The following is a 26092-nucleotide window of genomic DNA, read 5'->3' as shown; positions in this document are numbered from 1 at the left end:
GTCCGACCGTACGTGGTTGGATGCGAAGCAAGGCAGAAAACGCAGAGAACTCGAAGTCCGGGGGCACAGCCTCGAGTATCGGCAGGCGGGAATCGTGAGGATCTTCGGCAAGGGACGGCACCGGCCCTCCGCCTCCTGGCGGCAGGCCACGGATCGCGCGTTCACGCTGATCGGCGACGGCCGGTACGAGGACGCGGGAGCGCTGCTCACGCGGGCCGCCGACCTGGAGCCCTGGCTGTCGGAGTCCTGGTTCAACCTCGCGCTGCTGCACAAGTTCCGGCACGACTGGGAGCAGGCCCGCACCACGGGCCTGCGGGCCGTCGCCCTGCTCGAGAAGGAGGGCGGGGCACCGGACTGGTGGAACGTGGGCATCGCCGCCACCGCGCTCCAGGACTGGCCGCTCGCGCGCAGGGCCTGGCAGGCGTACGGGCTGAAGGTGCCGGGCGGCGTCGCCGCCGCCGGTGAGCCGACCGGGATGGACCTCGGGAGCGCCGCCGTACGGCTCTCGCCGGAGGGCGAGGCGGAGGTCGTGTGGGGGCGCAGGCTCGACCCCGCGCGCATCGAGCTGCTCTCGATCCCGCTGCCGTCGTCCGGGCGGCGCTGGGGTGAGGTCGTGCTGCACGACGGCGTCCCGCACGGTGAGCGGACCACGGCGTCCGGGCACTCGTACCCGGTCTTCGACGAGATCGAGCTGTGGGCGCCCTCCCCGGTACCCACCTGGGTGGTGCTGCTCGAGGCCGCCACCGAGGACGACCGGGACGCGCTGGAGCGGCTGGCCGCCGACGCGGGCTTCGCCGCCGAGGACTGGTCGTCCTCCGTACGGCTGCTGTGCCGGACGTGCTCCGAGTCGCGGATGCCGTCCGACGAGGGGGACGGCACGCATCTCGATCCGCACGACCACAGCGAGCCGGGGCACCCCGGCCCCCTCGGGCACCGGACCGACGGGCAGCTGTGGGTGCCGGAGCGGGAGTGCGGGGTGGCCGCGCCGGCCTCCCTGGTGCGCGGGCTGCTCGACGGGTGGGTCGCGGATTCGCCGGACTCCCGGGACTGGCGGGACCTCGAAGAGGTGTGCTGAGCCGCGCCGCGGAGCCCCCGTACCCTGTTAACCAGCATTCTCACCCCGTTTCCCAGGAAGGCTCGCGCCCGTCATGGCTCAGCAGGACACCGATCAGCAGCACACCGATGGGGTCCTCCCCGTGGACGACGAGGGTTTCGTCATCGACACCGAGGACTGCGAGGCGCGGGAGGCGGCGTACCGGGAGCGCGGCACGTCGCGGCCGATCACCGTCGTCGGGAACCCGGTGCTGCACAAGGAGTGCAAGGACGTCACCGAGTTCGACGACGAGCTGGCGAAGCTCGTCGACGACATGTTCGCGAGCCAGCACACCGCCGAGGGCGTGGGCCTCGCCGCCAACCAGATCGGCGTCGACCTGAAGGTCTTCGTGTACGACTGCCCGGACGACGACGGCGTGCGGCACACCGGCGTCGTCTGCAACCCGGTCCTGCGCGAGCTGCCCGCCGAGCAGCGCCGCCTCGACGACTCCAACGAGGGCTGCCTGTCCGTGCCGACGGCGTACGCCGAACTCGCCCGCCCCGACTACGCGGTGGTCGAGGGCCGGGACGAGAAGGGCAACCCGATCACGGTGCGCGGCACCGGCTACTTCGCGCGCTGCCTGCAGCACGAGACCGACCACCTGTACGGCTACCTGTACATCGACCGGCTGTCGAAGCGGGAGCGCAAGGGCGCGCTGAAGCAGATGGAGGAGGGGACGCCGCGTTACCCGGTGGTCCCCAACGACTGAGCAACTGCCGTTCCCCGTGGGGGAACTGAGGCGTCACGCGGCGTCCGGTGCGGAAGTGACTTCCGTCCGGGCGCCGTTCGCATGCTCAGGAAGGGGCAGGGGACCCGGCCGCGTACCGCCCGAATCCGGTCATGGCACGTGAAGAATCAGGAAGTGGGGGGTAGTGAGGGGAGCAAATCCGTTCCCAAGGCGGTCAGTTATGGTGCTGAATAGAAAGCGCGGGGTAACACAACGGCGCGCGACCGGCACAGCGGGAGGCGCGCGCTGCAGGCCACAGAGAGGGGTTACTACGTGCCTGCTTTCTCACATACGCCGGTACCGGCGGCTGTGGCGCTTCCGGTCGTCGAGGGTCGGTTTCCTCGTCGGCTGCACCCGTATTGGCCGAAGCTCCAAGGAAGGACCAGGTCCTGGCTCCTGGAAATGGAGCTCATGCCACCCGACAAGGTGGCCAAGTATGCCGACGGCCTGTGCTATTCGGACCTCGTCGCCGGCTACTACATCGGCGCACCCGACGAACTGCTCGCGACGATCAGCGACTACAGCGCGTGGTTCTTCGCCTGGGACGACCGGCACGACCGTGACGTGATCCACGGCCGCGCGGACGCCTGGCGGCGGCTCGTCGCCCAGTTGCACGCGGCGACCGAGGCGCCCGAGCTCCACCTGGACCACAGGGATCCGCTGGTCGCGGGGTTCGCCGACTGCCTCCAGCGGTTCTACGGCTCGCTGAGCCACACCTGGAACGTGCGGTTCGCCCGCCATTTCCACCCGGTGATCGACGCATACGACCAGGAGTTCAGGAACCGCACGACGGGGACCGTCCCCGATGTCGACGCGTACATAGAGTTGCGTCGGCAGACCTTCGCGCACTGGATCTGGATAGATCTGCTCGAGGCGACGGCGCAGTACGAACTCCCGGCATGGGTGCGCAGAACGCCGGCGTTCATGCGTGCGGCACTTGCCGTCCAGGACTTCTCCGCCTGGTACAACGACCTGTGTTCACTCCCCAAGGAACTCGCGGGGAACGAATTCCACAACCTCGGCATAAGTCTCATCGAGCATGAGGGACTTTCCGTCGCCGAAGCCTCGGCGGAAGTACGTCGCCGCGTCCTCGGGTGTGTCGACGATTTCCTGGAGGCGGAAATCGAGGTCGGGAATATCGCGGACGGCGTCGAGACGCTCGGAGAAAAAGGGAAAGAACTCTCCGCGGCCATGAGGTCGTGTCTGGAGAACATGCGGAACTGGTTCAGTTCCGTCTACTGGTTCCACCACGAATCCGGCCGATATCAGGTCGACGACTGGGAGGACCGCAGCAACCCGCCGTACGTCAGCGACGAGCCCGTCGGCGGCGCCCCCGCGCCCGGCACGGGTCGCGTCCCGAGGCAGGCTCCCCACCGGATCCCCGACCGGATCCCCGAACAGGCAGGTGAGTGCGCATGACTGTGGAATCCACGCTGCCGCCCCCGGCGCCCGGCCAGGCGGGAGCGTCGCTGCCGCCGCTCGCACCCGGCGGCGCGCCGCTGCTCGGCCACGTCCCGCAGATGCTCCGCGACCCGCTGGCCTTCCTGACCCGGCTGCGCGACGGCGGGGACGTGGTCCGGCTGCGGCTCGGCCCCAAGACGGTCTTCGCGGTCTGCGACCCCGTACTGGTCGAGAAGCTCCTCAAGAGCCCGGACTTCCTCGTCGGCGGCGCGATGTGGGACACCCTCGAGGTGCTCCTCGGCGAGGGCGTGGCGAGCAGCAACGGGCAGAAGCACCGGCGCCAGCGCCGCGCCATCCAGCCCGCGTTCCGGGCCGAGCGGATGGCCGACTACGCCACGTTGATGGCGGAGGAGGCGCAGGCCGCGGCCGACCGCTGGCAGGACGGGCAGACCGTCGACATCAACGCCGAGATGTTCCGCCTGGCGGCCCGGATCACGGCCCGCGCCATGCTGCACATCGACGCGGAGGACGACCGCTCGGACCGCCTCGGCGAGACACTGGGCACGGTCTTCGCCGGCATGTACCGGCGGATGATCCTTTCCTTCGGTCCGCTGTACCGGCTGCCCCTGCCGGCGAATCGGCGCTTCGAGCGCGCGATGGCCGAATTGCACCGCATGGTCGACGAGATCATCGTCGAGCGAAGGGCCCAGGCGGCCGAAGGAATCGACACGGGGGACCTTCTCGCGGCATTGCTCGACGCGCACGACGATGACGGGGAAGCGGTCACCGATCAAGAGATCCACGATCAGGTTCTCGCCCTCCTGTTGGCCGGAGGCGAGAATGTCTCCAAGACGCTGGCATGGACGCTCGGACTCCTCGCCGAACACCCCGACCACGAAAGCCGGTTGTACGAGGAGGTTGAATCGGCTACCGGTGGCGTCAGGCCGGTGGCTTTCGGTGACCTCGGGAATCTCGCATATATGCGGAATCTCGTTACCGAGTCGATGCGTATTCGCCCCAGCGTGTGGATATTCACGCGCATATCGGCGGTCGATACGGTGCTCGGTGAGTATCGCATTCCGGCCGGGACGGACATCATCTACAGTCCGTACGCGATGCAGCACGACCCGCGCTCGTTCGAAGACGTCGACGTCTTCGACCCCGACCGCTGGCTGCCCGAGCGTGTCACGGACGCCGCGAACGTGGCGCACCAGCCGTTCGGCACCGGCAACCGCAAGTGCCCGGGCGATCACTTCAGCATGGTCGAACTGTCCCTGATCCTGGGCACGTTGGCGTCCCGGTGGCGCTTCGAGAAGGTTCCCGAGACGGACGCGGCGGCGAAACTGGGGATCACCATCGGCCCCAAGAACGGCAACCTGCGCGTGCGGGCCCGCAGTTGAGCGTCCGGTGACCGGTCCGGACGCTAGGACGCGAGCCGTACGCGGAACGTCCTTCTGAAGGCGTTGGGCGTCGTGCCCAGCGCCTTCATGAACTGATGGCGCATCGCCGCCGCGTTGCCGAACCCGGCGCGCGCGGCGATCGCGTCCACCGTCTCGTCCGTGCGTTCCAGCAACTCCTGGGCGAACAACACCCGTTGGCGAAGCAACCAACGGTACGGCGTCGTCCCCGTCTCCTGCTGGAAGCGCCGAGCGAAGGAGCGCGGGGACATGTGGGCCCGCGCGGCGAGCTCCTCCACGGTGACCGTCTCGTCCAGGTGCCGCTCCATCCACGACAGCACCTCGCCCACCGTGTCGCAGCGCGTCGCCGGCAGCGGGCGCTCCACGAACTGGGCCTGCCCGCCGTCCCGGTGCGGCGGAACGACCATGCGACGGGCGATCGCGTTGGCGACCTCGGCGCCGTGCTCGGTCCGCACGATGTGCAGGCAGGCGTCGATGCCCGCGGCCGTCCCGGCGGAGGTGATCACCGGGCCCTCGTCGACGTACAGCACGTCGGTGTCGACGCGGGTGCGCGGGAACCGGGTGGCGAGCTCGCGCTCGTAGCGCCAGTGCACCGCGCAGCGGCGCCCGTCGAGCAGGCCCGCCGCGCCGAGTACGAACACGCCCGAGCACACGCTGAGGACGCGCGCGCCCCGGTCGACGGCGCGCCGCAACGCGTCGAGCAGGGCGGGCGGGAACCCGCCGGGCGGCTCCACCGCGGCCGGGACCGTGATGAGGTCGGCCTCCTCCAGGCGTTCGAGCCCGAAGGGCGTGGAGACGGTCATGCCCGGCACGTGCGTGCCGAGCGTCGGACCCGCGGCGGAGGCCACCGCGAAGTCGTACACAGGCAGTCCGTCCTCGCTCCGGTCGAGGCCGAACACCTCGCAGACGACGCCGAGTTCGAAGGGGTGCACGCCGTCGAGCAGCACTGCGGCCACGTTTTTCAGCATGCTCGGCAGTATGCCGCAGCCGTGGCAGTAATTCGAGGGTTGCTGGCGGTCCTGCCACTGCCGCGTGGCGGCGGGCGGGCGGAGAGTGGAGGACATGAACACAGCGATGAACTACCTCGCCGTCCTCTTCGTCTTCCTCCTCCTGGCCGCCCCTTCCCTGTACGGCATGGCGCACGACCGCCGCATCGACCGCCAGCTCCGGGCCGCCGCCGCGGCGCGGAGCACCGACAGCCGACACGTCCGCTACGAGAGGGTGGCCTGAGCGGGCCGCCGCCCGAAGGCCAGCAGATGCGAGCCGGCCACGAGCAGCTCCGGGTGCGCGTCGGCCATCCGGGCCGCAGCGAGCGCCGACCTGAACAGCCCGGATTCCATGGGGAGTTGGTGCCCGGTCGCGGTCTCGACGGCCTTCAAGAGCGCGTCGCCGGGCCCCTCCACCCCGTACAGCCGGACGCCTTCGAACCCGGCACCCCGCACCTCCGCCGCCAGATCCTCGGCCCGGTGGAAATAGGCGAAGGTGAACTCCCGCCCCTCGTTCACCCCGGTCGCCAGAACCCGCCCCGACCGTTCCTCCCGCCCGTCAAGATGCAGCCGTCCGTGCGACACGTGGTCGAAGAGCGCCGCGTAGCGCTGGATCCCGGCGACCACCCCGCCGGGCCGCACCACTCGCAACGCCTCCCTCAACGCCCGCTGTCGGTCCGCCAGTTCGGGCAGGTGGTACAGCGGTCCGAGCAGCAGCACGATGTCGTACGAGGAGTCGGCGGCGCCCAACTCCCGGGCGTCACCGACCTCGACCGTGCACCCGGCGTCCGCCGCCTCCCGCACGTGCCGCTCCACCGGGTCGACGAGATGGACGCGGTACCCGTCCTCGACCAGCCAGCGCGCGTGCGCGCCGGGTCCGCCGCCGACGTCGAGCACGCTCGCGGGCGCGGCGGGCAGGTGCCGTCTCAACAGCTCCTGCGTTCGGACGAGCTCGAGCATGCCGGCGGCGGACGAGGCCAGCCGGGCGTGCTCGTCGTAGCGGGTGGAGTAGTAGGCGATGACTTCGTCTGCGACCTGGGGTGCCGTCATGCCTCGAAATTGTGGCGAAGGGCCGGCGGGTGGCGCATCCCCATATGTGCCGTCCGCCGGGCCTTCGGCCTGCTTGCGGTCAGAAGTCCTCGTCGAACCCGACCGAGCCCTCGACCGCGACCTGGTAGGCCGAAGGGCGCCGCTCGAAGAAGTTGGTCAGTTCCTGGACGCCCTGGAGCTCCATGAAGGAGAAGGGGTTCTCCGAGCCGTAGAGCGGCGCGAAGCCGAGGCGCTGGAGGCGCTGGTCGGCGACGCACTCCAGGTACTGGCGCATCGAGTCGGTGTTCATGCCCGGCAGGCCCTCGCCGCACAGGTCCCGCCCGAACTGCAGCTCGGCCTCGACGGCTTCCTTGAGCATGTCAGTGACCTGCTGCTGCAATTCGTCGTCGAAGAGATCCGGCTCCTCCTTGCGGACCGTGTCCACGACGTCGAACGCGAAGCTCATGTGCATCGTCTCGTCGCGGAAAACCCAGTTGGTGCCGGTGGCGAGGCCATGCAGCAGGCCGCGCGAGCGGAACCAGTACACGTAGGCGAACGCCCCGTAGAAGAACAGGCCCTCGATGCACGCCGCGAAGCAGATCAGGTTGAGGAGGAAGCGGCGTCGGTCCGCCTTGGACTCCAGGCGGTCCAGCTGCTCGACCGAGTCCATCCATTTGAAGCAGAACTCGGCCTTCTCGCGGATCGACGGAATGTTCTCCACCGCCGCGAACGCCGCCGTCCGGTCCTCCGGGTCCGGGAGGTAGGTGTCGAGCAGCGTCAAGTAGAACTGGACGTGCACGGCCTCCTCGAAGAGCTGGCGGCTCAAGTACAGCCGCGCCTCGGGGGAGTTGATGTGCTTGTACAGGGTGAGGACCAGGTTGTTCGCGACGATCGAGTCGCCCGTCGCGAAGAACGCGACCAGGCGGCCGATCATGTGCTGCTCGCCCGGCGACAGCTTCGCGAGGTCGGCGACGTCCGAGTGGAGGTCGACCTCCTCCACGGTCCAGGTGTTCTTGATGGCGTCGCGGTAGCGCTCGTAGAAGTCCGGGTAGCGCATGGGGCGCAGGGTGAGTTCGAAGCCCGGGTCGAGGAGGTTCTTGTCCGAGGAAGAAGTGGTCATTACTGGCAGGCCTCGCAGGACTCGGGGTTTTCAAGGGAGCAGGCGACGGCTTCCGGGTCGGGCGTGGCCGTCTGCGCGGGGACAGTGCTGTTGCCCGCCGCCCGTGCGATGCGCGTCGCGGGGCGCGAGCGCAGGTAGTACGTCGTCTTCAGGCCCGACTTCCAGGCGTACGCGTACATCGAGGAGAGCTTGCCGATGGTGGGCGTCTCCATGAAGAGGTTCAGGGACTGGGCCTGGTCGAGGAACGGGGTGCGGGCCGCCGCCATGTCGATCAGGCCGCGCTGCGGGAGCTCCCACGCCGTGCGGTAGAGGGCCCGGACGTCGTCCGGGACCCACGTGAAGTCCTGGACGGAGCCGCTCGATTCGCGCAGCGCCTCGCGGGTCTGCGCGTCCCACACGCCCAGCTTCTTCAGCTCTTCGACGAGGTAGGCGTTGACCTGGAGGAACTCGCCGGACAGCGTCTCCCGCTTGAAGAGGTTGGAGACCTGCGGCTCGATGCACTCGTAGACGCCGGCGATGGAGGCGATCGTGGCGGTGGGCGCGATGGCCAGGAGGAGCGAGTTGCGCATGCCGACGTCGGCGATGCGTTCCCGCAGGGCGGCCCACCGCTCCGGCCAGGTGAGCGTCGCGTCGTAGTGGTCGGGGTGCAGGACGCCGCGTGCCGTACGGGTCTTCTCCCAGGCGGGAAGGGGGCCGTTCCGCTCGGCGAGGTCGGCCGACGCCTCGTAGGCCGCGAGCATGATGCGCTCCGCGATGCGGGTGGACAGGGCGCGGGCCTCCGCCGAGTCGAACGGCAGGCGCAGCTTGAAGAAGACGTCCTGGAGGCCCATCGCGCCGAGGCCCACCGGGCGCCACTTGGCGTTGGAGCGGCCGGCCTGGTCGGTCGGGTAGAAGTTGATGTCGACGACGCGGTCGAGGAAGGTGACGGCCGTACGGACCGTCTCGTCGAGGCGCTCCCAGTCGATGTCACCACCGGACACGAAGGCGCCCAGGTTCACGGAACCCAGGTTGCAGACGGCCGTCTCCCCGTCGTCCGTCACCTCCAGGATCTCCGTGCACAGGTTGGAGGAGTGGACGGTGTGGCCGGGCTCGGCGGTCTGGTTGGCGGTGCGGTTGGCGGCGTCCTTGAAGGTCAGCCAGCCGTTGCCGGTCTGCGCGAGGGTGCGCATCATGCGGCCGTACAGATCGCGGGCGGGGATGGTCCGCTGGGCCTTCCCGTCGGCCTCGGCCTTGCGGTACGCGGCGTCGAACTCCTCGCCCCACAGGTCGACCAGCTCGGGTACGTCGGCGGGGGAGAAGAGGGACCACGGCTCGTCGGCGTTCACCCGGCGCATGAACTCGTCGGGGATCCAGTGCGCGAGGTTCAGGTTGTGGGTGCGGCGCGCGTCCTCGCCGGTGTTGTCTCGCAGCTCCAGGAACTCCTCGATGTCGGCGTGCCAGGTCTCCAGGTAGACCGCCGCGGCGCCCTTGCGGCGACCGCCCTGGTTCACGGCGGCGACCGAGGCGTCCAGCGTCTTCAGGAACGGGACGATGCCGTTGGAGTGCCCGTTCGTGCCGCGGATCAGTGAACCGCGGCTGCGTACACGGGAGTACGAGAGGCCGATGCCGCCCGCGTGCTTCGAGAGGCGGGCGACCTGGTGGTACCGGTCGTAGATCGAGTCGAGCTCGTCGAGCGGGGAGTCGAGGAGGTAGCAGCTCGACATCTGGGGGTGGCGGGTGCCGGAGTTGAAGAGGGTGGGGGAGGAGGGCAGGTAGTCGAGGCGGCTCATCAGGCCGTAGAGGGAGGCGACTTCGTCCAGGGCGCGGACGCTGTCGTCCTCCGCGAGGCCGGCCGCCACGCGCAGCATGAAGTGCTGCGGGGTCTCGATGACCTGCCGGGTGATCGGGTGGCGCAGCAGGTAGCGGCTGTGCAGGGTGCGCAGGCCGAAGTAGCCGAAGCGGTCGTCGCCGGCGGTGTCGATGAGCGCGTCGAGGCGCGCCGCGTGGACGCGTACGAACTCGGCCGTGCGGTCCGCGATCAGGCCCTCGCGGTGGCCGACGGCGACCGATTCGGTGAAGGACGTGACGCCCTGCGAGGCGGCCTCGGCGGTGATGGAGCGGGTGAGGAGGCGGGCGGCGAGCCGGGAGTAGGTGGGGTCCTCGGAGATCAGCCCGGCCGCGGCCTCGGTGGCGAGATCGCGCAGCTCGGCCTCATCGGCCCGCGCCGAACGGCCACGCAGCGCGGCCGCCGCGATCCGGCCGGGGTCGGCGTCGGGGAGATCGGCGGTCAGCTCGGTCAGGGTGCGCAGCAGGGCTGCACCCGGGCCGTCCTGGGGGGTGGCTGAGACCGGTTCGGCGGGCGCGATGGTCACGTTGAGGCTCTCCCTCGCTCGGCTCGAGGCCTGCGGGGAGGAGGTGGCAGCGCGGGCGCGCAAACGCGGGCCCTCGTCCACCGGCCCTTTCCGCGAGGCCCGGACGTCGTCGACGCCCGGGCCGGTCGGCTCGGGCGTGCCGTCGACAGGTCATCGGACTCGCGTGAGCGCTTTTGTACGCCTACGCACACCGTTGCGGGACAGTTCCGGATTCGCACCGGATTCCCCTGTGGTGACAGCGAGAGCGAGCATACATGTTGTGTCGGGTCCTCGTGGCAGCCCCATATGTTGTGTCGGTGTTCCTTTCCCGCGCCCAATCCCTCAGTCGGCCGCCAGCTTCAACTCGTACGCGCGCAGCGTCACTTCCGGGATCGGGGCCCAGTCGCGGTCCGGGATCCGGGTGAAGCCGAGGCGTTCGTAGAGGCGGTGCGAGGCGGTCGCGAGCGGCTGGGTGCAGAGCACGACCGCGGTCTTGCCGGCCGCGCGGGCCCGGTCGATCACGGCCCGCACGAGCGCCTCGCCGACGCCCTGCCCGCGTGCCTCGACGGCGACGGCCAGCATCCGGAACTCGGCCTCCGAGGGGCGCGCCAGCTCCGCGTACGGGTGGTCGTGCGAGGAGACGTAGGTGACGCCGCCGAGGACCCGGCCTTCCGGGTCCTCGGCGACGAGCACCTCGGCCTGCCGCGCGCGTTTCTCGACGTCGCGCAGTTCGGCGGCGTACCAGTCGTCCTCGCCGAACGCGAGGAGGCCGCTGCCGAGATAGGCGCGGGCGCTCAACTCGCCGAGCGCGGCGTACTCATCGGGGCGCACTGTTCTGATCACGACGCCATGGTTACGCGACCCCCGGCCCTGGTCGCAACGCTTTCCGGAAAATGCGTCGGGCCCCTCCGCGGGGGAGGGGCCCGACACGCGCGTGTACGGCTCGACTAGTGGCCGGCGCCCGCCGTGATCGGCAGGTCGACCTGGACGCCCTTGTCGCCCGCGTCGGCCGTGTAGTCCTCGCGGGTCGTCTCGTCGACGCCGTCCGGGGCCTTGACCGCCTTCAGGACGAAGGTCAGGACGACGGTGACGACGACGTTGAGGACGAACGCCGTGAAGCCGATGTAGCCGATCTCACCGATGCCGGGGATCTCCGCCGACGAGCCGCCGAAGTGCTTCTGCGTCGGCGACGCGACGCCCCACGCGGCGAGCGTGCCGTACACCATGCCGACCGCCCAGCCGGCGAGCAGCGCCCAGCGGTGGAACCAGCGCGTGAACAGGCCGCCGACGAGGGCCGGGAAGGTCTGCAGGATCCAGATGCCGCCGAGCAGCTGGAAGTTGATGGCGACGGTCTTGTCCATGGTGAGGACGAAGGCCAGCGCGCCCACCTTCACGAGCAGCGACACCAGCTTGGAGACCTTGGTCTCCTGCGCGGGCGTCGCGTCCGGCTTGATGAAGTCCTTGTAGATGTTGCGCGTGAACAGGTTCGCGGCGGCGATGGACATGATGGCCGCCGGGACCAGCGCGCCGATGCCGATGGCGGCGAACGCGACGCCCGTGAACCAGTCGGGGAACATGTCCTCGAACAGCTGCGGAATCGCCAACTGCCCGTTCTGCACCTTGATCCCGGCCGCGATCGCCATGAACCCGAGCAGCGCGAGCAGGCCCAGCATCAGCGAGTACAGCGGCAGGATCGTGGTGTTGCGGCGGATCACGTTGCGGCTCTTGGAGGAGAGCGTCGCCGTGATCGAGTGCGGGTACATGAACAGCGCCAGGGCGGAGCCGATGGCGAGCGTCGCGTACGTCCACGTACCCGATGAGCCCGGAGCGAGCCCGGCGACCGGTTTGCCCGCCGCCTTGTTGGCCGCGTCGAACTTGTCGCTCGCCGCGGCGAAGATGTGCTCGAAGCCGCCCAGCTTGATCGGGATGTAGATGATGGCGACCGCGATCACGAGGTAGATCAGGCCGTCCTTGACGAACGCGATCAGCGCCGGGGCCCGCAGGCCCGAGGAGTACGTGTACGCGGCCAGCACGGCGAAGGCGATCAGCAGCGGCAGGTCCTTGACGAACCAGTTGGTGTCGTCGCCGCCGCCGACGCCCATCACGTCCAACACGGCCTGGATGCCGACCAGTTGGAGCGCGATGTAGGGCATCGTGGCGAGGATGCCGGTGATCGCGATCGCGAGCGAGAGGCCCTTGGAGCCGAAGCGGCCGCGCACGAAGTCCGAGGTCGTCACGTACCCGTGCTTGTGCGAGACCGACCACAGGCGGGGCAGGAACGTGAAGATCAGCGGGTACACGAGGATCGTGTACGGCACCGCGAAGAAGCCGGAGGCGCCGGCCGCGTAGATCGCCGCGGGGACGGCCACGAAGGTGTACGCGGTGTAGAGGTCGCCGCCGAGCAGGAACCAGGTGATCCAGGTGCCGAACGAGCGGCCGCCCAGGCCCCATTCGTCCAGCGAGGCGTCATTCTCGGCCTTCCGCCAGCGCGCCGCGAGGAAGCCCATGACCGTCACGGCCACGAAGAAGATGATGAAGACGGTGAGCGCGACACCGTTGACCCCGCCGTTCACGCCTGGCCTCCAGCCGACTGAGCAGACTTACGGGCGCGCTGATCGCGCTGCCACAGCTTGTACGCGATCATCGTGAGCGCGGTGGAGATGAGCACCCAGAGCATCTGGTACCAGTAGAAGAACGGGACGCCGATGAGCGTCGGTTCGACCTTGGCGTAGGAGCTGACCCAGAGCATCGCGACGAACGGTGCGACCAGACAGAGTGCAATGATCACGCGGACCGGCGTGACCACCGGTTGTTTCACTTCAGGCGCATCGGACATGACGCGGCTCCGTCCCCTCACTCATCAGAGATCCCACTTATCTCATGTTTAACGTGCGGGAAATCTAAGCGAGAGTCTTGATCTATGGAACCCCCGTCCGGATAACGGACGTGTCCGGGGGGCCGCTCAGCAGCAGCGGAACCCCTGTCGCGGATCCGATTCCTGGCGGTCCGTCCGCATGCGCTCGAAGTCGCGCCGGGACGGTACGGACGCGCCCGGGTGTGTCTCCCCGAGGTGCGTCACGTACCGCTCGTAGGCGCTCTCGTCCGTCAACTCCCGGACGAACCACCGCACATACCTAGCCACCCGTAGCACTGCCGACGCCGGCATCGCGCGCCTCCGCCTTCTCCTCCTGTGTGGGGACGAGCCCGGCCGGTGCCACCAGCGTGGACTCGACGTACGGCGCCTCGCTCAGCTTCGACGATTCCGGGTTCCGTACGTGCTTCACGCATACCCGCAGCGCGTCGAGGACCACCACGATGACGAGGAGGGCGAGCGCGGCCGAAAGGACGCCGTCCACCGTGGAGTTGGTGACCACGGTGTGCATGTCGTCCATGGTCTTCGCGGGCGGCAGGACCTTCCCGGCGTCGATGGCGTCCTGGTAGTTCGAGCGCTGCTGGAAGAAGCCGACGCGCGGGTCGGACGAGAACACCTTCTGCCAGCTGGCGGTCAGCGTCACGACGGTGTCCCAGACCAGCGGGATCCCGGTGATCCAGGCCCACTTGAGCCGCCCCGACTTCACGAGCAGCGTCGTGCAGACGGCGAGGGCGACGGCCGCGAGCAGCTGGTTGGAGATGCCGAAGATCGGGAAGAGCTGGTTGATCCCGCCGAGCGGCTCGTGCACGCCGACCCACAGGAAGTAGCCCCACAGGCCGACGACGACGGCGCTGGTGAGCAGGAGCCCCGGCTTCCAGCTGATGTTCTTGAACGGCTTGTAGACGTTGCCGAGCATGTCCTGGAGCATGAAGCGGCCCACGCGCGTGCCCGCGTCGAGCGCGGTCAGGATGAACAGCGCCTCGAACATGATCGCGAAGTGGTACCAGAAGGCACGCAGTCCGCCGCCGGTCACCTTCGAGAAGATCTCCGAGACGCCGACCGCGAGCGTCGGGGCGCCGCCCGTACGGGACAGCAGGCTCGCCTCCTCGACCTGGTGCGCGGCCTGCGCGAGGTCGGCCGGCGAGATCGAGTACCCGAAGCCCGCCACGGCCTGGGACGCGGACTGCACGCTGTCGCCGATGACTCCGGCGGGCGCGTTCATCGCGAAGTAGAGCCCGGGGTCGATGATCGAGGCGGCGACGAGCGCCATGATCGCCACTGCCGACTCCATCAGCATGGAGCCGTAGCCGATCATCCGGACCTGCGTCTCCTTCTGGATCATCTTCGGCGTCGTGCCCGACGAGATCAGCGCGTGGAATCCGGACAGGGCGCCGCACGCGATGGTGATGAAGACGAAGGGGAACAGCGAGCCCGCGAAGACCGGGCCGTCGCCGCGCGAGGCGAAGTCGGTGACCGCGTCCATCTTCAGCGTCGGCAGCGCGACCACGACGCCGATGGCGAGCAGGCCGATGGTGCCCAGCTTCAGATACGTCGACAGGTAGTCGCGCGGCGCGAGCAGCATCCACACCGGCAGGACCGAGGCGACGAAGCCGTAGATCACCATCCAGATCACGAGCGTCGACGGCGCGAGCGTGAAGGTGCCCGCCCATGAGGACTCGGCGACCCAGCGGCCCGCGATGAGCGCGATCAGCAGCAGCGCGACGCCGATGAGCGACACCTCGGACACCCGTCCGGGGCGCAGCACCCGCAGATAGAAGCCCATGAGCAGCGCGATCGGGATGGTCATCGCGATGGAGAAGGTGCCCCACGGCGACTCCGCCAGCGCGTTCACCACGACGAGCGCGAGCACCCCGAGCAGGATGATCATGATGGCGAAGGCGGCGACCAGGGCGGCGGCCCCGCCGAACGGGCCGATCTCCTCGCGCGCCATCTGCCCGAGCGAACGCCCGTCGCGCCGCGTCGAGAAGAACAGCACGACCATGTCCTGGACGGCGCCCGCGAAGATCACGCCGACGATGATCCAGATGGTGCCCGGCAGATACCCCATCTGCGCGGCGAGCACCGGCCCGACCAGTGGTCCGGCCCCCGCGATGGCCGCGAAGTGGTGGCCGAGCAGCACCCGCCGGTCGGTCGGGTGGAAGTCCATTCCGTTGCCCAGCCGCTCGGCGGGCGTGGCCCGTTTCCCGTCGACCTTCAGCACCTTGTTCGCGATGAACTTCGCGTAGAAGCGATAGGCGATGGCGTACGACCCGAGGGCGGCGGCCACCATCCACGCGGCGGAGACGTTCTCGCCCCGGGAGAGTGCGAGTACGGACCAGCCGGCCGCGCCCACGAGGGCGACGACGGTCCACAGGATCACGGTTCTTGGAGAAGCGGTACGCACTGGTGGGTCCTCCCCGTCCATGCGACGACGGGAGGACCGTAAGCCAGAGAATGTGAGCTGCGCTACACCGCGTGCGGGAAAGCGTCTACTCCGTTATCGGGAGCGGGAGTTGGGGCTGCGGAGGGGATCAGTCGACGGGCCGCTTCAGCCGCGCGACGAACTTGTAGCGGTCGCCGCGGTACACCGACCGCACCCACTCCACCGGCTGTCCCGAACCGTCGATCGAGTGGCGGGAGAGCATCAGCATCGGCAGGCCCACGTCCGTGCCGAGCAGGCCCGCCTCGCGGGGTGTCGCGAGGGAGGTCTCGATGGTCTCCTCGGCCTCGGCGAGGTGCACGTCGTAGACCTCGGCGAGCGCCGTGTAGAGGGAGGTGTACTTGGCGAGGCTGCGGCGCAGCGCGGGGAAGCGCTTCGCCGACAGGTGCGTGGTCTCGATCGCCATCGGCTCGCCGCTCGCGAGGCGAAGGCGTTCGATGCGCAGCACGCGGCCGCCGGCGGAGATGTCGAGGAGGTGCGCGAGCGTGTCGTCGGCGGTGACGTAGCCGATGTCGAGCAGCTGGGACGTCGGTTCGAGCCCCTGGGCCCTCATGTCCTCGGTGTACGAGGTGAGTTGGAGCGCCTGGGAGACCTTCGGCTTCGCGACGAAGGTGCCCTTGCCCTGGATCCGCTCGAGCCGGCCCTCGACGACGAGCTCCTGAAGGGCCTGGCGGACGGTGGTGCGGGAGGTGTCGAACTCGGAGGCGAGCGTGCGCTCGGGCGGGACCGGGGTGCCGGGCGGCAGCGTCTCCGTCATGTCGAGCAGGTGCTTCTTGAGGCGGTAGTACTTGGGCACGCGTGCGGTGCGGACGGGCGCCCCGCTCTCGTTCTCCGCACTGCTGACGTCGGTGCTCATGCTCCGCCTTCCCGGCTCCGGTGCCGATGTGGCCGACGTCCCCGTCGGCCACGGCTCACATCGTGGCACGGCTCGCTCGGAGGGACTCCCTTTGAGGCTTCTCGCACGCACCGTGATCCCTTCTTATACCGCCCGGTGACCGTCTGGTCTAGTCCACCCGCCGCAGTTGGTTGCCGGGCCCAACGACCGTGCCCCGACTGGCGGGTGTCGGTCCGGTAACGGACGCGGAGACCTCTCTCGGCCACCCTTGACAGCCCTATTGGTCTGGGCCAAGCTCCCCGTACTGGTCTACACCATTAAAGATCAGGTCCCAGTCCCGCGTGCACTACTCGTCGTATGCGCCGCTGTGGGTGGGGGGGTTGCTGGCATCCCTGAGGAGGGTGACGTGAAGCGCAAGCTCATTGCGGCCATCGGCGTCGCGGGCGTGTTGGTCTCGGTCGCGGCGTGCGGCGGCGACAACGAGGACGACGGCAAGAAGGCGGGTCCCGAGAGCTTCAAGGGACAGACGCTGACGGTCTGGGCCATGGACGGCTCCACGCCGGCGAAGTGGACCAAGGACCTGCAGGCCGCCTTCGAGAAGAAGACCGGCGCGAAGCTGAAGTTCGAGACCCAGAAGTGGGACGGCATCCAGCAGAAGATCACCACCGCGCTCTCCGAGCCCACTCCGCCGGACGTCATCGAGGTCGGCAACACCCAGACCCCGGCGTACGCGGCCACGGGCGGCCTCGCCGACCTGAGCGACCTCAAGAAGGAGATCGGCTCGGACTGGGCCGAGTCCGTCTCCAAGTCGTCGGTCTACGAGGGCAAGCAGTACGCCGCGCCGTGGTACTTCGCCAACCGCGTCGTCGTCTACAACAAGAAGGTCTGGGCCGACGCCGGCATCAAGGACACCCCGAAGACCCGCGACGAGTTCCTCAAGGACCTCGCGGCCATCGACAAGAAGACCGACGCCGAGCCGATCTATCTGCCCGGCCAGAACTGGTACTTCTTCGACGGTCTGACCATCGGTCAGGGCGCCGACCTGGTGAAGAAGGAAGGCGACAAGTACGTCTCCAACCTCGCCGACCCCAAGGTCTCCGCTGCGATGGAGATCTACAAGAAGTACGCCGCGTACTCCAAGGCCCCCAAGGACAAGGACGAGGCCACCCCGCAGCAGGCCGAGGTCTTCGCCAAGGGCAAGACCGGCGCCTTCATCGGCATGGGCTGGGAGGCCGGCACGGCCGTCGCCGCCAACAAGAAGATCGAGAAGGACATCGGCTACTTCACGATCCCGGGGGAGAGCGCCGACAAGCCCGAGGGCGTCTTCCTCGGCGGCTCGAACTTCGCGGTCGCCGCGGGCAGCAAGAAGCAGGAGCTCGCCAAGGAGTTCTTGAAGCTGGCCCTGGGCGACAAGTTCGAGGGCGCCCTCGCCAAGGAGAACGGCGTCATCCCGAACAAGAAGTCCCTGGAGAGCAACCTCAAGGGCAACGAGGTCGCCGAGGCCGCCGCCCCGGCCGCCGAGTTCGGCGGCACCACGCCGCTGATCCCCGAGTGGGCCGCGGTGGAGAACACCCCGAACCCGATCAAGAACTACATGACCTCCGTGCTGAACGGTAAGTCGCCCGCCGCCGCCGCGAAGGCGGTCGAGGGCGAGATCAACAAGCGCCTCGCGCAGAAGAACTGAGCCGTGCCGTGCCGGGGGCGTTCGACACGTCCCCGGCACGGATGCGCTCGACCGTACGGCCACAGAAGAAATGGCGAGTCATGTCAGTGCAGACCGAAGGCACGGACACGGCCGGGGCGACCGGTGTCCGCAAGTCCGAGGCGCCGCCCCCGCGTGATCCGGCGAAACCGGCGAGGAGCCGCGGCACCGCCCCCTACCTCCTGCTGCTTCCGGCGCTCGCGGCCACGCTGATCCTGCTCGGCTGGCCGCTGGTGAAGAACGGCATGCTGTCGTTCCAGAACCTCAACCCGCGCCAGCTCATCCTCCACCTCACCGAGTGGAACGGCTTCGACAACTACACGGAGGTCCTGGGCGGTTCGGACTTCTGGCGGGTCGTCGTGCGCTCGGTGATCTTCACCGCCGCCAACGTGGTGCTGATCATGCTGCTCGGTACCCTCGTCGGCCTGCTGCTGGCGCGGCTCGGCAAGCGGATGCGGCTGCTGCTCCTGCTCGGCCTCGTCCTCGCCTGGGCGATGCCGCTCCTCGCGGGCACCACCGTCTTCCAGTGGCTGTTCGCCCAGCGCTTCGGTGTCGTCAACGGCCTCCTGAACCAGCTCGGCTGGCACTCGATGGCCGACCACAACTGGCTCGACACCCAGTTCTCCACCTTCGCGGTGATCACCCTGCTGATCGTCTGGCAGTCGATCCCGTTCGTCGCCATCAACCTCTACGCGGCGACCACCACGATCCCGAAGGAGCTGTACGAGGCCGCGTCCCTGGACGGCGCCGGCGCCTGGACCTCCTGGACCTCGGTGACCTGGCCGTTCCTCAAGCCCTTCCTGCTGGCCACGACGTTCCTCGAGGTCATCTGGGTGTTCAAGGCGTTCCCGCAGGTCTTCGCGATGAACGAGGGCGGCCCCGACCGGCTCACCGAGACCCTGCCGATCTACGCGTTCGTCGAGGGCATGGGCAACCAGCACTTCGGCATGGGCGCGGCCATCTCGTTCCTGACGATCCTGGTGCTGCTGGTCATCACCTCGTACTACCTGCGCATGGTGCTCAAGCAAGACGATGAACAGGGGGCCGAGCTGTGAGGCGCACACTCTTGGGACGCCTGTGGCCGGGCGCGACCGCCACCGTCCTCTTCGTGATCTTCGCGTTCCCCGTCTACTGGATGTTCGCCACGGCCTTCAAGCCGACCAACGACATCCTCACGGACAACCCGGTCTGGTTCCCCACGAACATCACGTTCGACCACTTCGACCGGGCCGTGCACGCCGACCACTTCTGGACGCTGGTGGGCAACTCGCTCACCGTGACGCTGCTTTCGGTGTCGATGTCCCTGGTCATCGCCCTGGTCGCGTCCTTCGCGCTCGCCCGGATGCGGTTCAAGGGCCGGCGCGGCTTCCTCGTCGTCTTCATGCTCGCGCAGATGGCCCCGTGGGAGGTCATGGTCATCTCGATCTACATGATCGTGCGCGACAACGACATGCTCGACAGCCTGGTCCCGCTGACCGTCTTCTACACGATGATGGTGCTGCCCTTCACGATCCTGACGCTGCGCGGCTACGTCGCCGCGGTGCCCAAGGAGTTGGAGGAGTCCGCGATGGTCGACGGCTGCACCCGCACGCAGGCCTTCATCAAGGTGATCTTCCCGCTGCTCGCGCCTGGCCTGATGGCCACCTCGCTGTTCGGCTTCATCACCGCGTGGAACGAGTTCCCGCTCGTGCTGATCCTCAACAAGAGCGTCGAGAAGCAGACGCTGCCGCTGTGGATCTCGCAGTTCCGCACCGCCTTCGGTGACGACTGGGGTGCGACGATGGCGGCGTCCTCGCTGTTCGCCCTGCCCATCCTCGTCCTCTTCGTCTACCTCCAGCGCAAAGCCGTCAGCGGCCTCACCGCCGGCGCCGTGAAGGGATAACGCCCCCCGATGACGACATTGACACGTGGTACCGACACTCTGACGCGTGACGCCCTGACCGTCCTGCAGCCCGGGTTCACCGGCACGTCGGCGCCGGACTGGCTGCTCAGGCGGCTGGGGGAGGGGCTCGCCTCGGTCGGGCTCTTCGGCCGCAATATCGCGACGCCCGAGCAACTGGCCGCCCTCACCGCCCAACTGCGGTCCGAGCGCGACGACGTCCTGGTCGCCATCGACGAGGAGGGCGGCGACGTCACCCGCCTCGAGGTGCGCACCGGCTCGTCCTTCCCGGGCAACCACGCGCTCGGCGCGGTCGACGACACCGCGCTGACGAGGGACGTCGCCTCCGAGCTCGGCCACCGCCTCGCCGCGTGCGGGGTCAACCTCAACTGGGCGCCGTCCGCGGACGTCAACGCCAACCCGGACAACCCGGTGATCGGCGTACGTTCCTTCGGCGCGGACACCTCGCTCGTGGCCCGGCACACCGCCGCGTACGTCGAGGGCCTCCAGTCCGCCGGCGTCGCCGCCTGTACGAAGCACTTCCCGGGGCACGGGGACACGGCGGTCGACTCGCACCACGACGTGCCGCGCATCGACGTCGATCTGGACGTGCTGCACTCCCGCGACCTCGAGCCGTTCCGGGCGGCGATCGCGGCGGGTTCGCGGGCCGTGATGAGCGCGCACATCCTGGTGCCCGCGCTCGACCCGGAGTACCCGGCAACGTTGTCGCGCCGCATCCTCACGGGGCTGCTGCGCGAGGAGTTCGGCTACGAGGGCCTGATCGTCACGGACGGCATGGAGATGAAGGCCATCTCCGGCACGTACGGCATCGAGCGCGGCAGCGTCCTCGCCATCGCCGCGGGCGCCGACGCGATCTGTGTGGGCGGCGGGCTCGCCGACGACGACACGGTGCTGCGGCTGCGGGACGCCCTGGTGGGCGCGGTGCGCTCCGGTGAACTCCCGGAGGAGCGGCTCGCGGACGCGGCGGCGCGGGTCCGCGCGCTGTCGAAGTGGGCGACGGCGTCCAGCCGTTCGGGCACCGGGGCGGCGGCCGGTCGTGACCCCGAGGTCGGACTGGCCGCGGCGCGCCGCGCGGTCACGGTGACCCGGGGGGACGGCGCCGCGCCGGCCTCGGGACCCGTACATGTCGCGGCCTTCACGCCTGTCGCCAACATCGCGGTCGGCGACGAGACTCCGTGGGGCGTGGCCGCCGAGCTCGAACGCCTGCTGCCCGGCACCACCACCGGCTCCTACTCCGGTGCCGACGCGGGCACCGCCGCACTCGCTGCCGCGGGGGAGCGGCGAGTGGTGGCGGTGGTCCGCGACGAGCACCGGCATCCGTGGATGTCCCGGGCCCTGGACGACCTGCTGGCCGTCCGCCCGGACACGGTCGTCGTGGAGATGGGCGTCCCGCAGGCGCCGCCGCGTGGTGCTCTGCATATCGCTACGCATGGTGCGGCGCGGGTCTGCGGCGTCGCTGCCGCGGAGGCGATCGTCGGCGGTTGAGGCCACCCGTGGCCAGGCCTCGGGGCTCTGCCCCGGACCCCGCTGGCTCTCGTCCAAGAGCGGGGCTTGAAAGTACGGTGCCGGTCACCCCGCTCGGGGTGACCGGCACCGTCGCGTAGGGGCGGGGCCTACAGCCCCTGCCACTCCGGCTTGTTGGCGTACGTGTGGCGGAAGTAGTCCGCGAGCTTCAGCTTCGACGCGGCCGCCTCGTCGACCACGACGGTCGCGTGCGGGTGCAGTTGCAGCGCGGAGGCCGGCACCACGGAGGCGACCGGGCCCTCGACGGTCGCGGCCACCGCGTCCGCCTTGCCCTCACCGGTGGCGAGCAGCACCAGGTGCCGCGCCTCCAGGATCGTCCCGATGCCCTGCGTGATCACATGCCGCGGCACCTGGCTCAGGTCCCCGTCGAAGAAGCGCGCGTTGTCCGCGATGGTCTGCTCGGTCAGCGTCTTGATGCGGGTCCGCGAGGCGAGCGAGGAACACGGCTCGTTGAAGCCGATGTGCCCGTCCGTGCCGATGCCGAGCAGCTGAAGATCCACGCCCCCGGCCTCGACCAGCGCGCTGTCGTACGCCTCGCACGCGGCCTGCACGTCGGCGGCGCTGCCGTCGGGTCCCATGAACGCCGCCTCGCTCAGCCCGAGCGGCTCGACGACCTGCCGCAGCACCGTCGCCCGGTACGACTCGGGGTGCCCGGTCGGCAGTCCCACGTACTCGTCGAGCTGGGCGATCCGCGCCTTCGACGCGTCGACCGCACCGGCGCTCACCTGGGCCGCCAGCGCCTCGTAGATGGGCAGCGGAGTCGAGCCGGTGGCCACCCCGAGCAGTGCGTCGGGCTTGCGCCGCAGCAGCTGGGCCATGGCCTCGGCGATCAGCTCGCCACCTGCCTTGGCGTCCGGAACGATCACAACTTCCACGCTGGGCCTGCCGTTCTGGTCAGAGGAGACGGGATGACATGTGGTATAGACCAATCTAACAGAGCGCGACCCTGTCGGTCAGGCCCTTCGCCACACCTCTTCGTCCATGCTCGGCGCTGCGCTGTGGCTCGGCACCTCGAAGCGTCCGGTGGGCGGCGCGGGCCCCCTGCGGCCACAGTGGAGGGTGTCGGCCCGGTCCCCGTCCGCCCACCGGAGGTGCCCGTATGAACGCCACTCCGTCCGACCCGGAGCGCCCCGGTCGGATCATGACGCGGGAGATGCACGAACAGCCCGACGTGCTCCGGCGTCTCCTCGCCACCGGAGCCCCGCGCATCCAGGAGGTGGCCCGCCGGGTCGCCGACCGCGCCCCCCGCTTCGTCCTGCTCACCGCCCGCGGCACCTCCGACAACGCCGCGCTCTACGCCAAGTACCTGCTGGAGATCCGGCTCGGCCTGCCCTGCGGCCTCGCCTCGATGTCCACCACGACGGCCTACGGCGCCCGCCCCGATCTGCGCGACGTCCTCGTCGTCACGGTCAGTCAGTCCGGCGGCTCGCCCGACCTGGTCGCCTCGACGAAGGCCGCCCGCGAGGCCGGCGCGATCACCCTCGCCGTGACCAACAACCCGGACTCCCCGCTGGCCGCCGTCTCCGAGCACCACATCGACGTCATGGCCGGACCGGAGAAGGCGCTGCCCGCGACGAAGACGTACACCGCCTCGCTGCTCGCCCTGTACCTCTTCGTGGAGGGCCTGCGGGGCGGCGACGGGGCGGCCGCCGGCGTGCTGCCCGACCACGCGGCCCGGGTCCTCGCACGCCAGGACGAGGTCCGCGCCCTGGCCGCCCGCTACCGCTTTGCCGGGCGCATGGTGATCACGTCCCGCGGCTACGGCTATCCGACGGCCAAGGAAGCGGCCCTCAAGCTGATGGAGACCAGCTACATCCCGGCCCTCGCGTACTCCGGCGCCGACCTGCTGCACGGCCCCCTCGCCATGGTCGACAACATCTCCCCGGTGATCGCCGTGGTCACCGACGGCCGGGGCGGGGACGCCCTGCAACCCGTCCTCGACCGGCTCCGCGGGCGCGGGGCCGATCTGATGGTGGTCGGCCCCGAAGCCCAGGTGGCCCGCGCCTCCGCCGGATTCGTCCTGCCGACCGCCGGGGTGGCGGAGGAGGTGCAGCCGGTCCTGGAGATCCTCCCGCTCCAGCTCCTCGCGTACGAGGTGACCATCGCCCGTGGCCAGGACCCCGATGCCCCGCGCGCCCTCGCGAAGGTGACGGAGACCCGCTAGGACCTGTCTTGGGGCGCGTGGGGCTCAGGTGGCGTGATCGTCGGAGAAACAGACGACAACAAACCTCTGCCGACGCATAGACATGGGAGAATGGTCTAGTCCACAATGCGTAACTGAAGCTTCCGCCCTCCCCGCACAGGAGGACGGACAGAGGACCCGACGCTCTCTGCCCTGACCGCGTCGGATCCTCGATCGGCAGCCGGGAACCGCACACCTGGAAGCCGGTGCACCTGAAGGGCTGCGGTGCCAGGGAAAGGGCTGAGGGTCCCGACCCCCGGCGCCGCGGCCCGTCGGTCTTTTCGGCCCCCCGCACCCCGCCGGTTAAGCTCGGCCCGTGCCCTCCATGAACGATCTCGTCCGCCAGCACACCGCCCTCGGTGACTCCGATCTCGAGTGGCTCCATCTGCTGGTCTCGGAGTGGCAGTTGCTCTCCGACCTCTCCTTCGCCGACCTCGTCCTGTGGGTTCCCACCCACGACGGGACGCGATACGTCTCCGTCGCCCAGATGCGGCCCAACACCGGACCCACGTCCTACCAGGACGACATGGTCGGCCATCTGGTCCCGCGCGGGCGCCGCCCCATGCTGGACGTCGCGCTCGACGAGGGGCGCATCGTGCGCGAGGGCGACCCCGAGTGGCGCGAGGAGGTCCCGGTGCGGGTGGAGTCCATCCCCGTACGCAGGGAGGGCCGCGTCCTCGGCGTCATCGCGCGCAACACCAACCTGCTGACCGTCCGGACGCCCTCGCGCCTGGAGCTGACCTATCTCCAGTCGGCCTCCGACCTCGCGCAGATGATCGCGGCCGGCACCTTCCCGTTCCCGGACCAGCAGGTCGACATGGACGCCTCCCCGCGCGCGGGCGACGGCCTGATCCGGCTCGACGCGGACGGCGTGGTCCAGTACGCCTCGCCCAACGCCCTGTCCGCGTACCACCGGTTGGGCTTCCAGGCCGATCTGGTCGGCCACCACCTCGGCACGACGACGGCCGAACTCGCCCCGTCGCGCGGCCCGGTGGACGAGGCGCTCGCCAAGGTCGCCAGCGGATGGGCGCCGCGCGAGTTCGAGATCGAGGGCGAAGAGGGCTCGATCCAACTGCGGGCGATCCCGCTCAAGCCCAAGGGCGCGCGGATCGGTTCGCTGGTCCTGCTGCGCGACGTCACCGAACTGCGTCGCCGCGAACGCGAGTTGATCACCAAGGACGCGACCATCCGGGAGATCCACCACCGGGTGAAGAACAACCTCCAGACGGTCGCCGCCCTGCTCCGCCTCCAGGCCCGCCGCATCGGCTCCGACCGGGGACGCGAGGCGCTGGAGGAGGCGGTCCGCCGGGTCGGCTCCATCGCGATCGTGCACGAGACGCTCTCCCAGAACCTGGACGAGCGCGTGGAGTTCGACGAGATCGCCGACCGGGTGCTCGCCATGGTGGCGGAGATCTCACCGGGTCAGGTGGCGGCCCGGCGCACCGGCCACTTCGGCATCCTGGACGCCGAGGTCGCGACCCCGCTGTCCATGGTCCTCACCGAGGTGCTGCAGAACGCGCTGGAGCACGGCTTCCGGCAGGGCGACACCGGCACCGTCGAGGTCTCGGCCGTGCGCGGCGGCACCAGCAAGGAGGCCCGACTCCTGGTCACCGTCCAGGACGACGGCGTCGGCCTGCCCGAGAACTTCGACCCCAAGCGCGCCGGGAACCTGGGCCTGCAGATCGTACGCACGTTGGTGGAGGGCGAGTTGGGCGGAACGTTCGACATGGTGCCCGCACCGGAGCGCGGCACGCAGGTCATCCTCGACATCCCCGTACGCAGCAGCAAATAGCCGTACGCGGCGCGAACGCCCGGGCCCGAACGGCGGTGCCCGAACAGCAGTGAGCCCCGGACCGTCATACGGTCCGGGGCTCACTGCTCGCGTTGCTCGGGTCATGTCCCGGGCTGAGCCTGGGGGAGCATCGGGGGGTACTGCGCGCTGCGGCTCGGGGGCGGGAGATGCGTACGCGATGTACGCGCCGCCGGGCTCAGGCTCGATACGGGGTGGGGATCAGGCGGAGGCCTGACGGGCCCGGTTGCGAGCGGCGCGGCGCTTCATCGCGCGGCGCTCGTCCTCGCTGAGGCCACCCCAGACGCCGGAGTCCTGGCCGGACTCGAGCGCCCACTGCAGGCACTGCTCCATGACGGGGCAGCGGCGGCAGACGGCCTTGGCTTCCTCGATCTGCAGCAGCGCAGGACCGGTGTTGCCGATGGGGAAGAAGAGCTCGGGGTCTTCCTCGCGGCAAACGGCGTTGTGACGCCAGTCCATGGCTGCTACCTCTCCTTGGTATTACGTGCAAGTTGCTTGTGAATGTGAACGCTTTCACGAATCCCTCAACAAGTGAACCGGACGAACGTCACATCTGCGACGGATGTCCGTTGCTTTGAGGAGGGGATTCGGGCTCTCTGTGGGGCCGATGTTTCGGGCCGTCCCGAGCGCCATGTAGAGATTCGCAAACCTCGGCGACGGATACAACCCCTTCCGGAAAGTTTTTTTTGATTCCTCGGTGTCGGCTAGGTCACAGCCGTACTT

The 26092-nt window shown here is 69.4% G+C and carries 23 protein-coding genes and 1 riboswitch; of the genes, 11 read left to right on the top strand and 12 right to left on the bottom strand.

From position 1 onward, the window contains the following. The first annotated feature begins 94 nt into the window (after positions 1-94). From ACP4E5_RS17605 to ACP4E5_RS17590, 4 genes are all read left to right on the top strand, one after another. A complete protein-coding gene (locus ACP4E5_RS17605; protein WP_425829764.1) occupies positions 95-1075 on the top strand; it encodes a tetratricopeptide repeat protein in 981 nt (326 codons plus the stop codon). A gap of 73 nt (positions 1076-1148) precedes the next feature. Next, on the top strand, positions 1149-1802 hold the full coding sequence (gene def / locus ACP4E5_RS17600; protein WP_425829762.1) for a peptide deformylase: 654 nt from the start codon (positions 1149-1151) through the stop codon (positions 1800-1802). 291 nt (positions 1803-2093) lie between these two features. After that, the gene (locus ACP4E5_RS17595; protein ID WP_425829760.1) at positions 2094-3239 is read left to right on the top strand and encodes a terpene synthase family protein; all 1146 of its coding nucleotides are present in this window, start codon (positions 2094-2096) and stop codon (positions 3237-3239) included. Continuing rightward, on the top strand, positions 3236-4621 hold the full coding sequence (locus tag ACP4E5_RS17590; protein ID WP_425829758.1) for a cytochrome P450: 1386 nt from the start codon (positions 3236-3238) through the stop codon (positions 4619-4621). Before ACP4E5_RS17595 ends, ACP4E5_RS17590 begins: the two co-directional genes overlap by 4 nt. 23 nt (positions 4622-4644) lie before the next feature. Here ACP4E5_RS17590 and ACP4E5_RS17585 read toward each other — a convergent pair whose 3' ends face one another. Continuing rightward, positions 4645-5607, bottom strand: a complete 963-nt coding sequence (locus ACP4E5_RS17585; RefSeq protein ID WP_425829756.1) for a helix-turn-helix domain-containing protein — start codon at positions 5605-5607, stop codon at positions 4645-4647. 94 nt (positions 5608-5701) lie between these two features. Between ACP4E5_RS17585 and ACP4E5_RS17580 the strand changes: the two genes are divergently transcribed. Then, positions 5702-5869, top strand: coding sequence for a hypothetical protein (locus ACP4E5_RS17580; protein ID WP_425829754.1), 168 nt, complete (start codon positions 5702-5704; stop codon positions 5867-5869). On the opposite strand, the gene ACP4E5_RS17575 is transcribed toward ACP4E5_RS17580, so the two are convergent. From ACP4E5_RS17575 to ACP4E5_RS17535, 9 genes are all read right to left on the bottom strand, one after another. Then, positions 5851-6675 carry a class I SAM-dependent methyltransferase gene (locus tag ACP4E5_RS17575; RefSeq protein ID WP_425829752.1) on the bottom strand — a complete coding sequence of 275 codons (825 nt, stop codon included), beginning with the start codon at positions 6673-6675 and terminating at the stop codon, positions 5851-5853. The two genes, ACP4E5_RS17580 and ACP4E5_RS17575, sit on opposite strands and share 19 nt — an antisense overlap. 79 nt (positions 6676-6754) lie before the next feature. Then, positions 6755-7774: a ribonucleotide-diphosphate reductase subunit beta gene (locus tag ACP4E5_RS17570; RefSeq protein ID WP_425829750.1), complete on the bottom strand. Its 1020-nt coding sequence runs from the start codon at positions 7772-7774 to the stop codon at positions 6755-6757. Further along, a complete protein-coding gene (locus ACP4E5_RS17565) occupies positions 7774-10125 on the bottom strand; it encodes a ribonucleoside-diphosphate reductase subunit alpha (protein WP_425829748.1) in 2352 nt (783 codons plus the stop codon). The genes ACP4E5_RS17570 and ACP4E5_RS17565 overlap by 1 nt, the downstream gene beginning before the upstream one ends. Positions 10126-10252: 127 nt before the next feature. Then, positions 10253-10383, bottom strand: a riboswitch (cobalamin riboswitch). 63 nt (positions 10384-10446) lie between these two features. Next, positions 10447-10947 carry a GNAT family N-acetyltransferase gene (locus ACP4E5_RS17560; RefSeq protein WP_425829746.1) on the bottom strand — a complete coding sequence of 167 codons (501 nt, stop codon included), beginning with the start codon at positions 10945-10947 and terminating at the stop codon, positions 10447-10449. Between the two features lie 104 nt (positions 10948-11051). Beyond that, complete coding sequence (gene mctP, locus ACP4E5_RS17555) at positions 11052-12677, bottom strand: monocarboxylate uptake permease MctP (protein WP_425829744.1); 1626 nt, start codon at positions 12675-12677, stop codon at positions 11052-11054. After that, the gene (locus tag ACP4E5_RS17550) at positions 12674-12940 is read right to left on the bottom strand and encodes a DUF3311 domain-containing protein (RefSeq protein ID WP_425829742.1); all 267 of its coding nucleotides are present in this window, start codon (positions 12938-12940) and stop codon (positions 12674-12676) included. Before ACP4E5_RS17550 ends, mctP begins: the two co-directional genes overlap by 4 nt. A gap of 126 nt (positions 12941-13066) precedes the next feature. Beyond that, positions 13067-13270, bottom strand: coding sequence for a YbdD/YjiX family protein (locus tag ACP4E5_RS17545; RefSeq protein WP_327661653.1), 204 nt, complete (start codon positions 13268-13270; stop codon positions 13067-13069). Continuing rightward, on the bottom strand, positions 13239-15380 hold the full coding sequence (locus ACP4E5_RS17540) for a carbon starvation CstA family protein (protein WP_425829740.1): 2142 nt from the start codon (positions 15378-15380) through the stop codon (positions 13239-13241). Before ACP4E5_RS17540 ends, ACP4E5_RS17545 begins: the two co-directional genes overlap by 32 nt. A gap of 127 nt (positions 15381-15507) precedes the next feature. Then, positions 15508-16272: a GntR family transcriptional regulator gene (locus ACP4E5_RS17535; protein WP_425829738.1), complete on the bottom strand. Its 765-nt coding sequence runs from the start codon at positions 16270-16272 to the stop codon at positions 15508-15510. A gap of 385 nt (positions 16273-16657) precedes the next feature. Here ACP4E5_RS17535 and ACP4E5_RS17530 point away from each other — a divergent pair, with 385 nt between their 5' ends. The 4 genes from ACP4E5_RS17530 (at position 16658) to ACP4E5_RS17515 (ending at position 21338) form a co-directional block, all read left to right on the top strand. Further along, positions 16658-17935 (top strand): extracellular solute-binding protein, encoded by a 1278-nt coding sequence (locus ACP4E5_RS17530; RefSeq protein ID WP_425829736.1) that lies wholly within the window; start codon positions 16658-16660, stop codon positions 17933-17935. An 80-nt stretch (positions 17936-18015) separates the two neighbouring features. Next, positions 18016-19008 (top strand): carbohydrate ABC transporter permease, encoded by a 993-nt coding sequence (locus ACP4E5_RS17525; protein WP_425829734.1) that lies wholly within the window; start codon positions 18016-18018, stop codon positions 19006-19008. Beyond that, on the top strand, positions 19005-19835 hold the full coding sequence (locus ACP4E5_RS17520) for a carbohydrate ABC transporter permease (protein ID WP_425829732.1): 831 nt from the start codon (positions 19005-19007) through the stop codon (positions 19833-19835). The genes ACP4E5_RS17525 and ACP4E5_RS17520 overlap by 4 nt, the downstream gene beginning before the upstream one ends. Before the next feature lie 9 nt (positions 19836-19844). Beyond that, positions 19845-21338 (top strand): glycoside hydrolase family 3 protein, encoded by a 1494-nt coding sequence (locus ACP4E5_RS17515; RefSeq protein ID WP_425829730.1) that lies wholly within the window; start codon positions 19845-19847, stop codon positions 21336-21338. A 128-nt stretch (positions 21339-21466) separates the two neighbouring features. On the opposite strand, the gene nagB is transcribed toward ACP4E5_RS17515, so the two are convergent. Further along, the gene (nagB, locus tag ACP4E5_RS17510) at positions 21467-22252 is read right to left on the bottom strand and encodes a glucosamine-6-phosphate deaminase (protein ID WP_425829729.1); all 786 of its coding nucleotides are present in this window, start codon (positions 22250-22252) and stop codon (positions 21467-21469) included. Between the two features lie 224 nt (positions 22253-22476). On the opposite strand from nagB, the gene ACP4E5_RS17505 reads away from it, so the two are divergent. Beyond that, positions 22477-23541 (top strand): SIS domain-containing protein, encoded by a 1065-nt coding sequence (locus ACP4E5_RS17505; RefSeq protein WP_425829727.1) that lies wholly within the window; start codon positions 22477-22479, stop codon positions 23539-23541. A 343-nt stretch (positions 23542-23884) separates the two neighbouring features. Continuing rightward, positions 23885-25351, top strand: coding sequence for a sensor histidine kinase (locus ACP4E5_RS17500; protein ID WP_425841427.1), 1467 nt, complete (start codon positions 23885-23887; stop codon positions 25349-25351). 219 nt (positions 25352-25570) lie between these two features. Here the strand turns inward: ACP4E5_RS17500 and ACP4E5_RS17495 are convergent, their stop codons facing one another. After that, positions 25571-25828, bottom strand: a complete 258-nt coding sequence (locus ACP4E5_RS17495) for a WhiB family transcriptional regulator (protein ID WP_016639615.1) — start codon at positions 25826-25828, stop codon at positions 25571-25573. Between the last annotated feature and the right edge of the window lie 264 nt (positions 25829-26092).

The organism is Streptomyces fractus (assembly GCF_049844455.1).
Taxonomy (GTDB): domain Bacteria; phylum Actinomycetota; class Actinomycetes; order Streptomycetales; family Streptomycetaceae; genus Streptomyces; species Streptomyces fractus.
The sequence above is the reverse complement of the archived record's forward strand: the minus strand, read 5'-3'. Positions and strand labels throughout refer to the sequence as shown.

Excerpts from the sequence above, each read along its gene's own strand:
- def (WP_425829762.1), top strand. The coding sequence starts at position 1,149 with ATGGCTCAGCAGGACACCGATCAGCAGCACACCGATGGGGTCCTCCCC.
- ACP4E5_RS17590 (WP_425829758.1), top strand. The coding sequence starts at position 3,236 with ATGACTGTGGAATCCACGCTGCCGCCCCCGGCGCCCGGCCAGGCGGGA.
- ACP4E5_RS17585 (WP_425829756.1), bottom strand. The coding sequence starts at position 5,607 with ATGCTGAAAAACGTGGCCGCAGTGCTGCTCGACGGCGTGCACCCCTTC.
- ACP4E5_RS17580 (WP_425829754.1), top strand. The coding sequence starts at position 5,702 with ATGAACACAGCGATGAACTACCTCGCCGTCCTCTTCGTCTTCCTCCTC.
- ACP4E5_RS17575 (WP_425829752.1), bottom strand. The coding sequence starts at position 6,675 with ATGACGGCACCCCAGGTCGCAGACGAAGTCATCGCCTACTACTCCACC.
- ACP4E5_RS17570 (WP_425829750.1), bottom strand. The coding sequence starts at position 7,774 with ATGACCACTTCTTCCTCGGACAAGAACCTCCTCGACCCGGGCTTCGAA.
- ACP4E5_RS17550 (WP_425829742.1), bottom strand. The coding sequence starts at position 12,940 with ATGTCCGATGCGCCTGAAGTGAAACAACCGGTGGTCACGCCGGTCCGC.
- ACP4E5_RS17545 (WP_327661653.1), bottom strand. The coding sequence starts at position 13,270 with ATGCCGGCGTCGGCAGTGCTACGGGTGGCTAGGTATGTGCGGTGGTTC.
- ACP4E5_RS17535 (WP_425829738.1), bottom strand. The coding sequence starts at position 16,272 with ATGAGCACCGACGTCAGCAGTGCGGAGAACGAGAGCGGGGCGCCCGTC.
- ACP4E5_RS17525 (WP_425829734.1), top strand. The coding sequence starts at position 18,016 with ATGTCAGTGCAGACCGAAGGCACGGACACGGCCGGGGCGACCGGTGTC.
- ACP4E5_RS17515 (WP_425829730.1), top strand. The coding sequence starts at position 19,845 with ATGACGACATTGACACGTGGTACCGACACTCTGACGCGTGACGCCCTG.
- ACP4E5_RS17505 (WP_425829727.1), top strand. The coding sequence starts at position 22,477 with ATGAACGCCACTCCGTCCGACCCGGAGCGCCCCGGTCGGATCATGACG.
- ACP4E5_RS17500 (WP_425841427.1), top strand. The coding sequence starts at position 23,885 with ATGAACGATCTCGTCCGCCAGCACACCGCCCTCGGTGACTCCGATCTC.
- ACP4E5_RS17495 (WP_016639615.1), bottom strand. The coding sequence starts at position 25,828 with ATGGACTGGCGTCACAACGCCGTTTGCCGCGAGGAAGACCCCGAGCTC.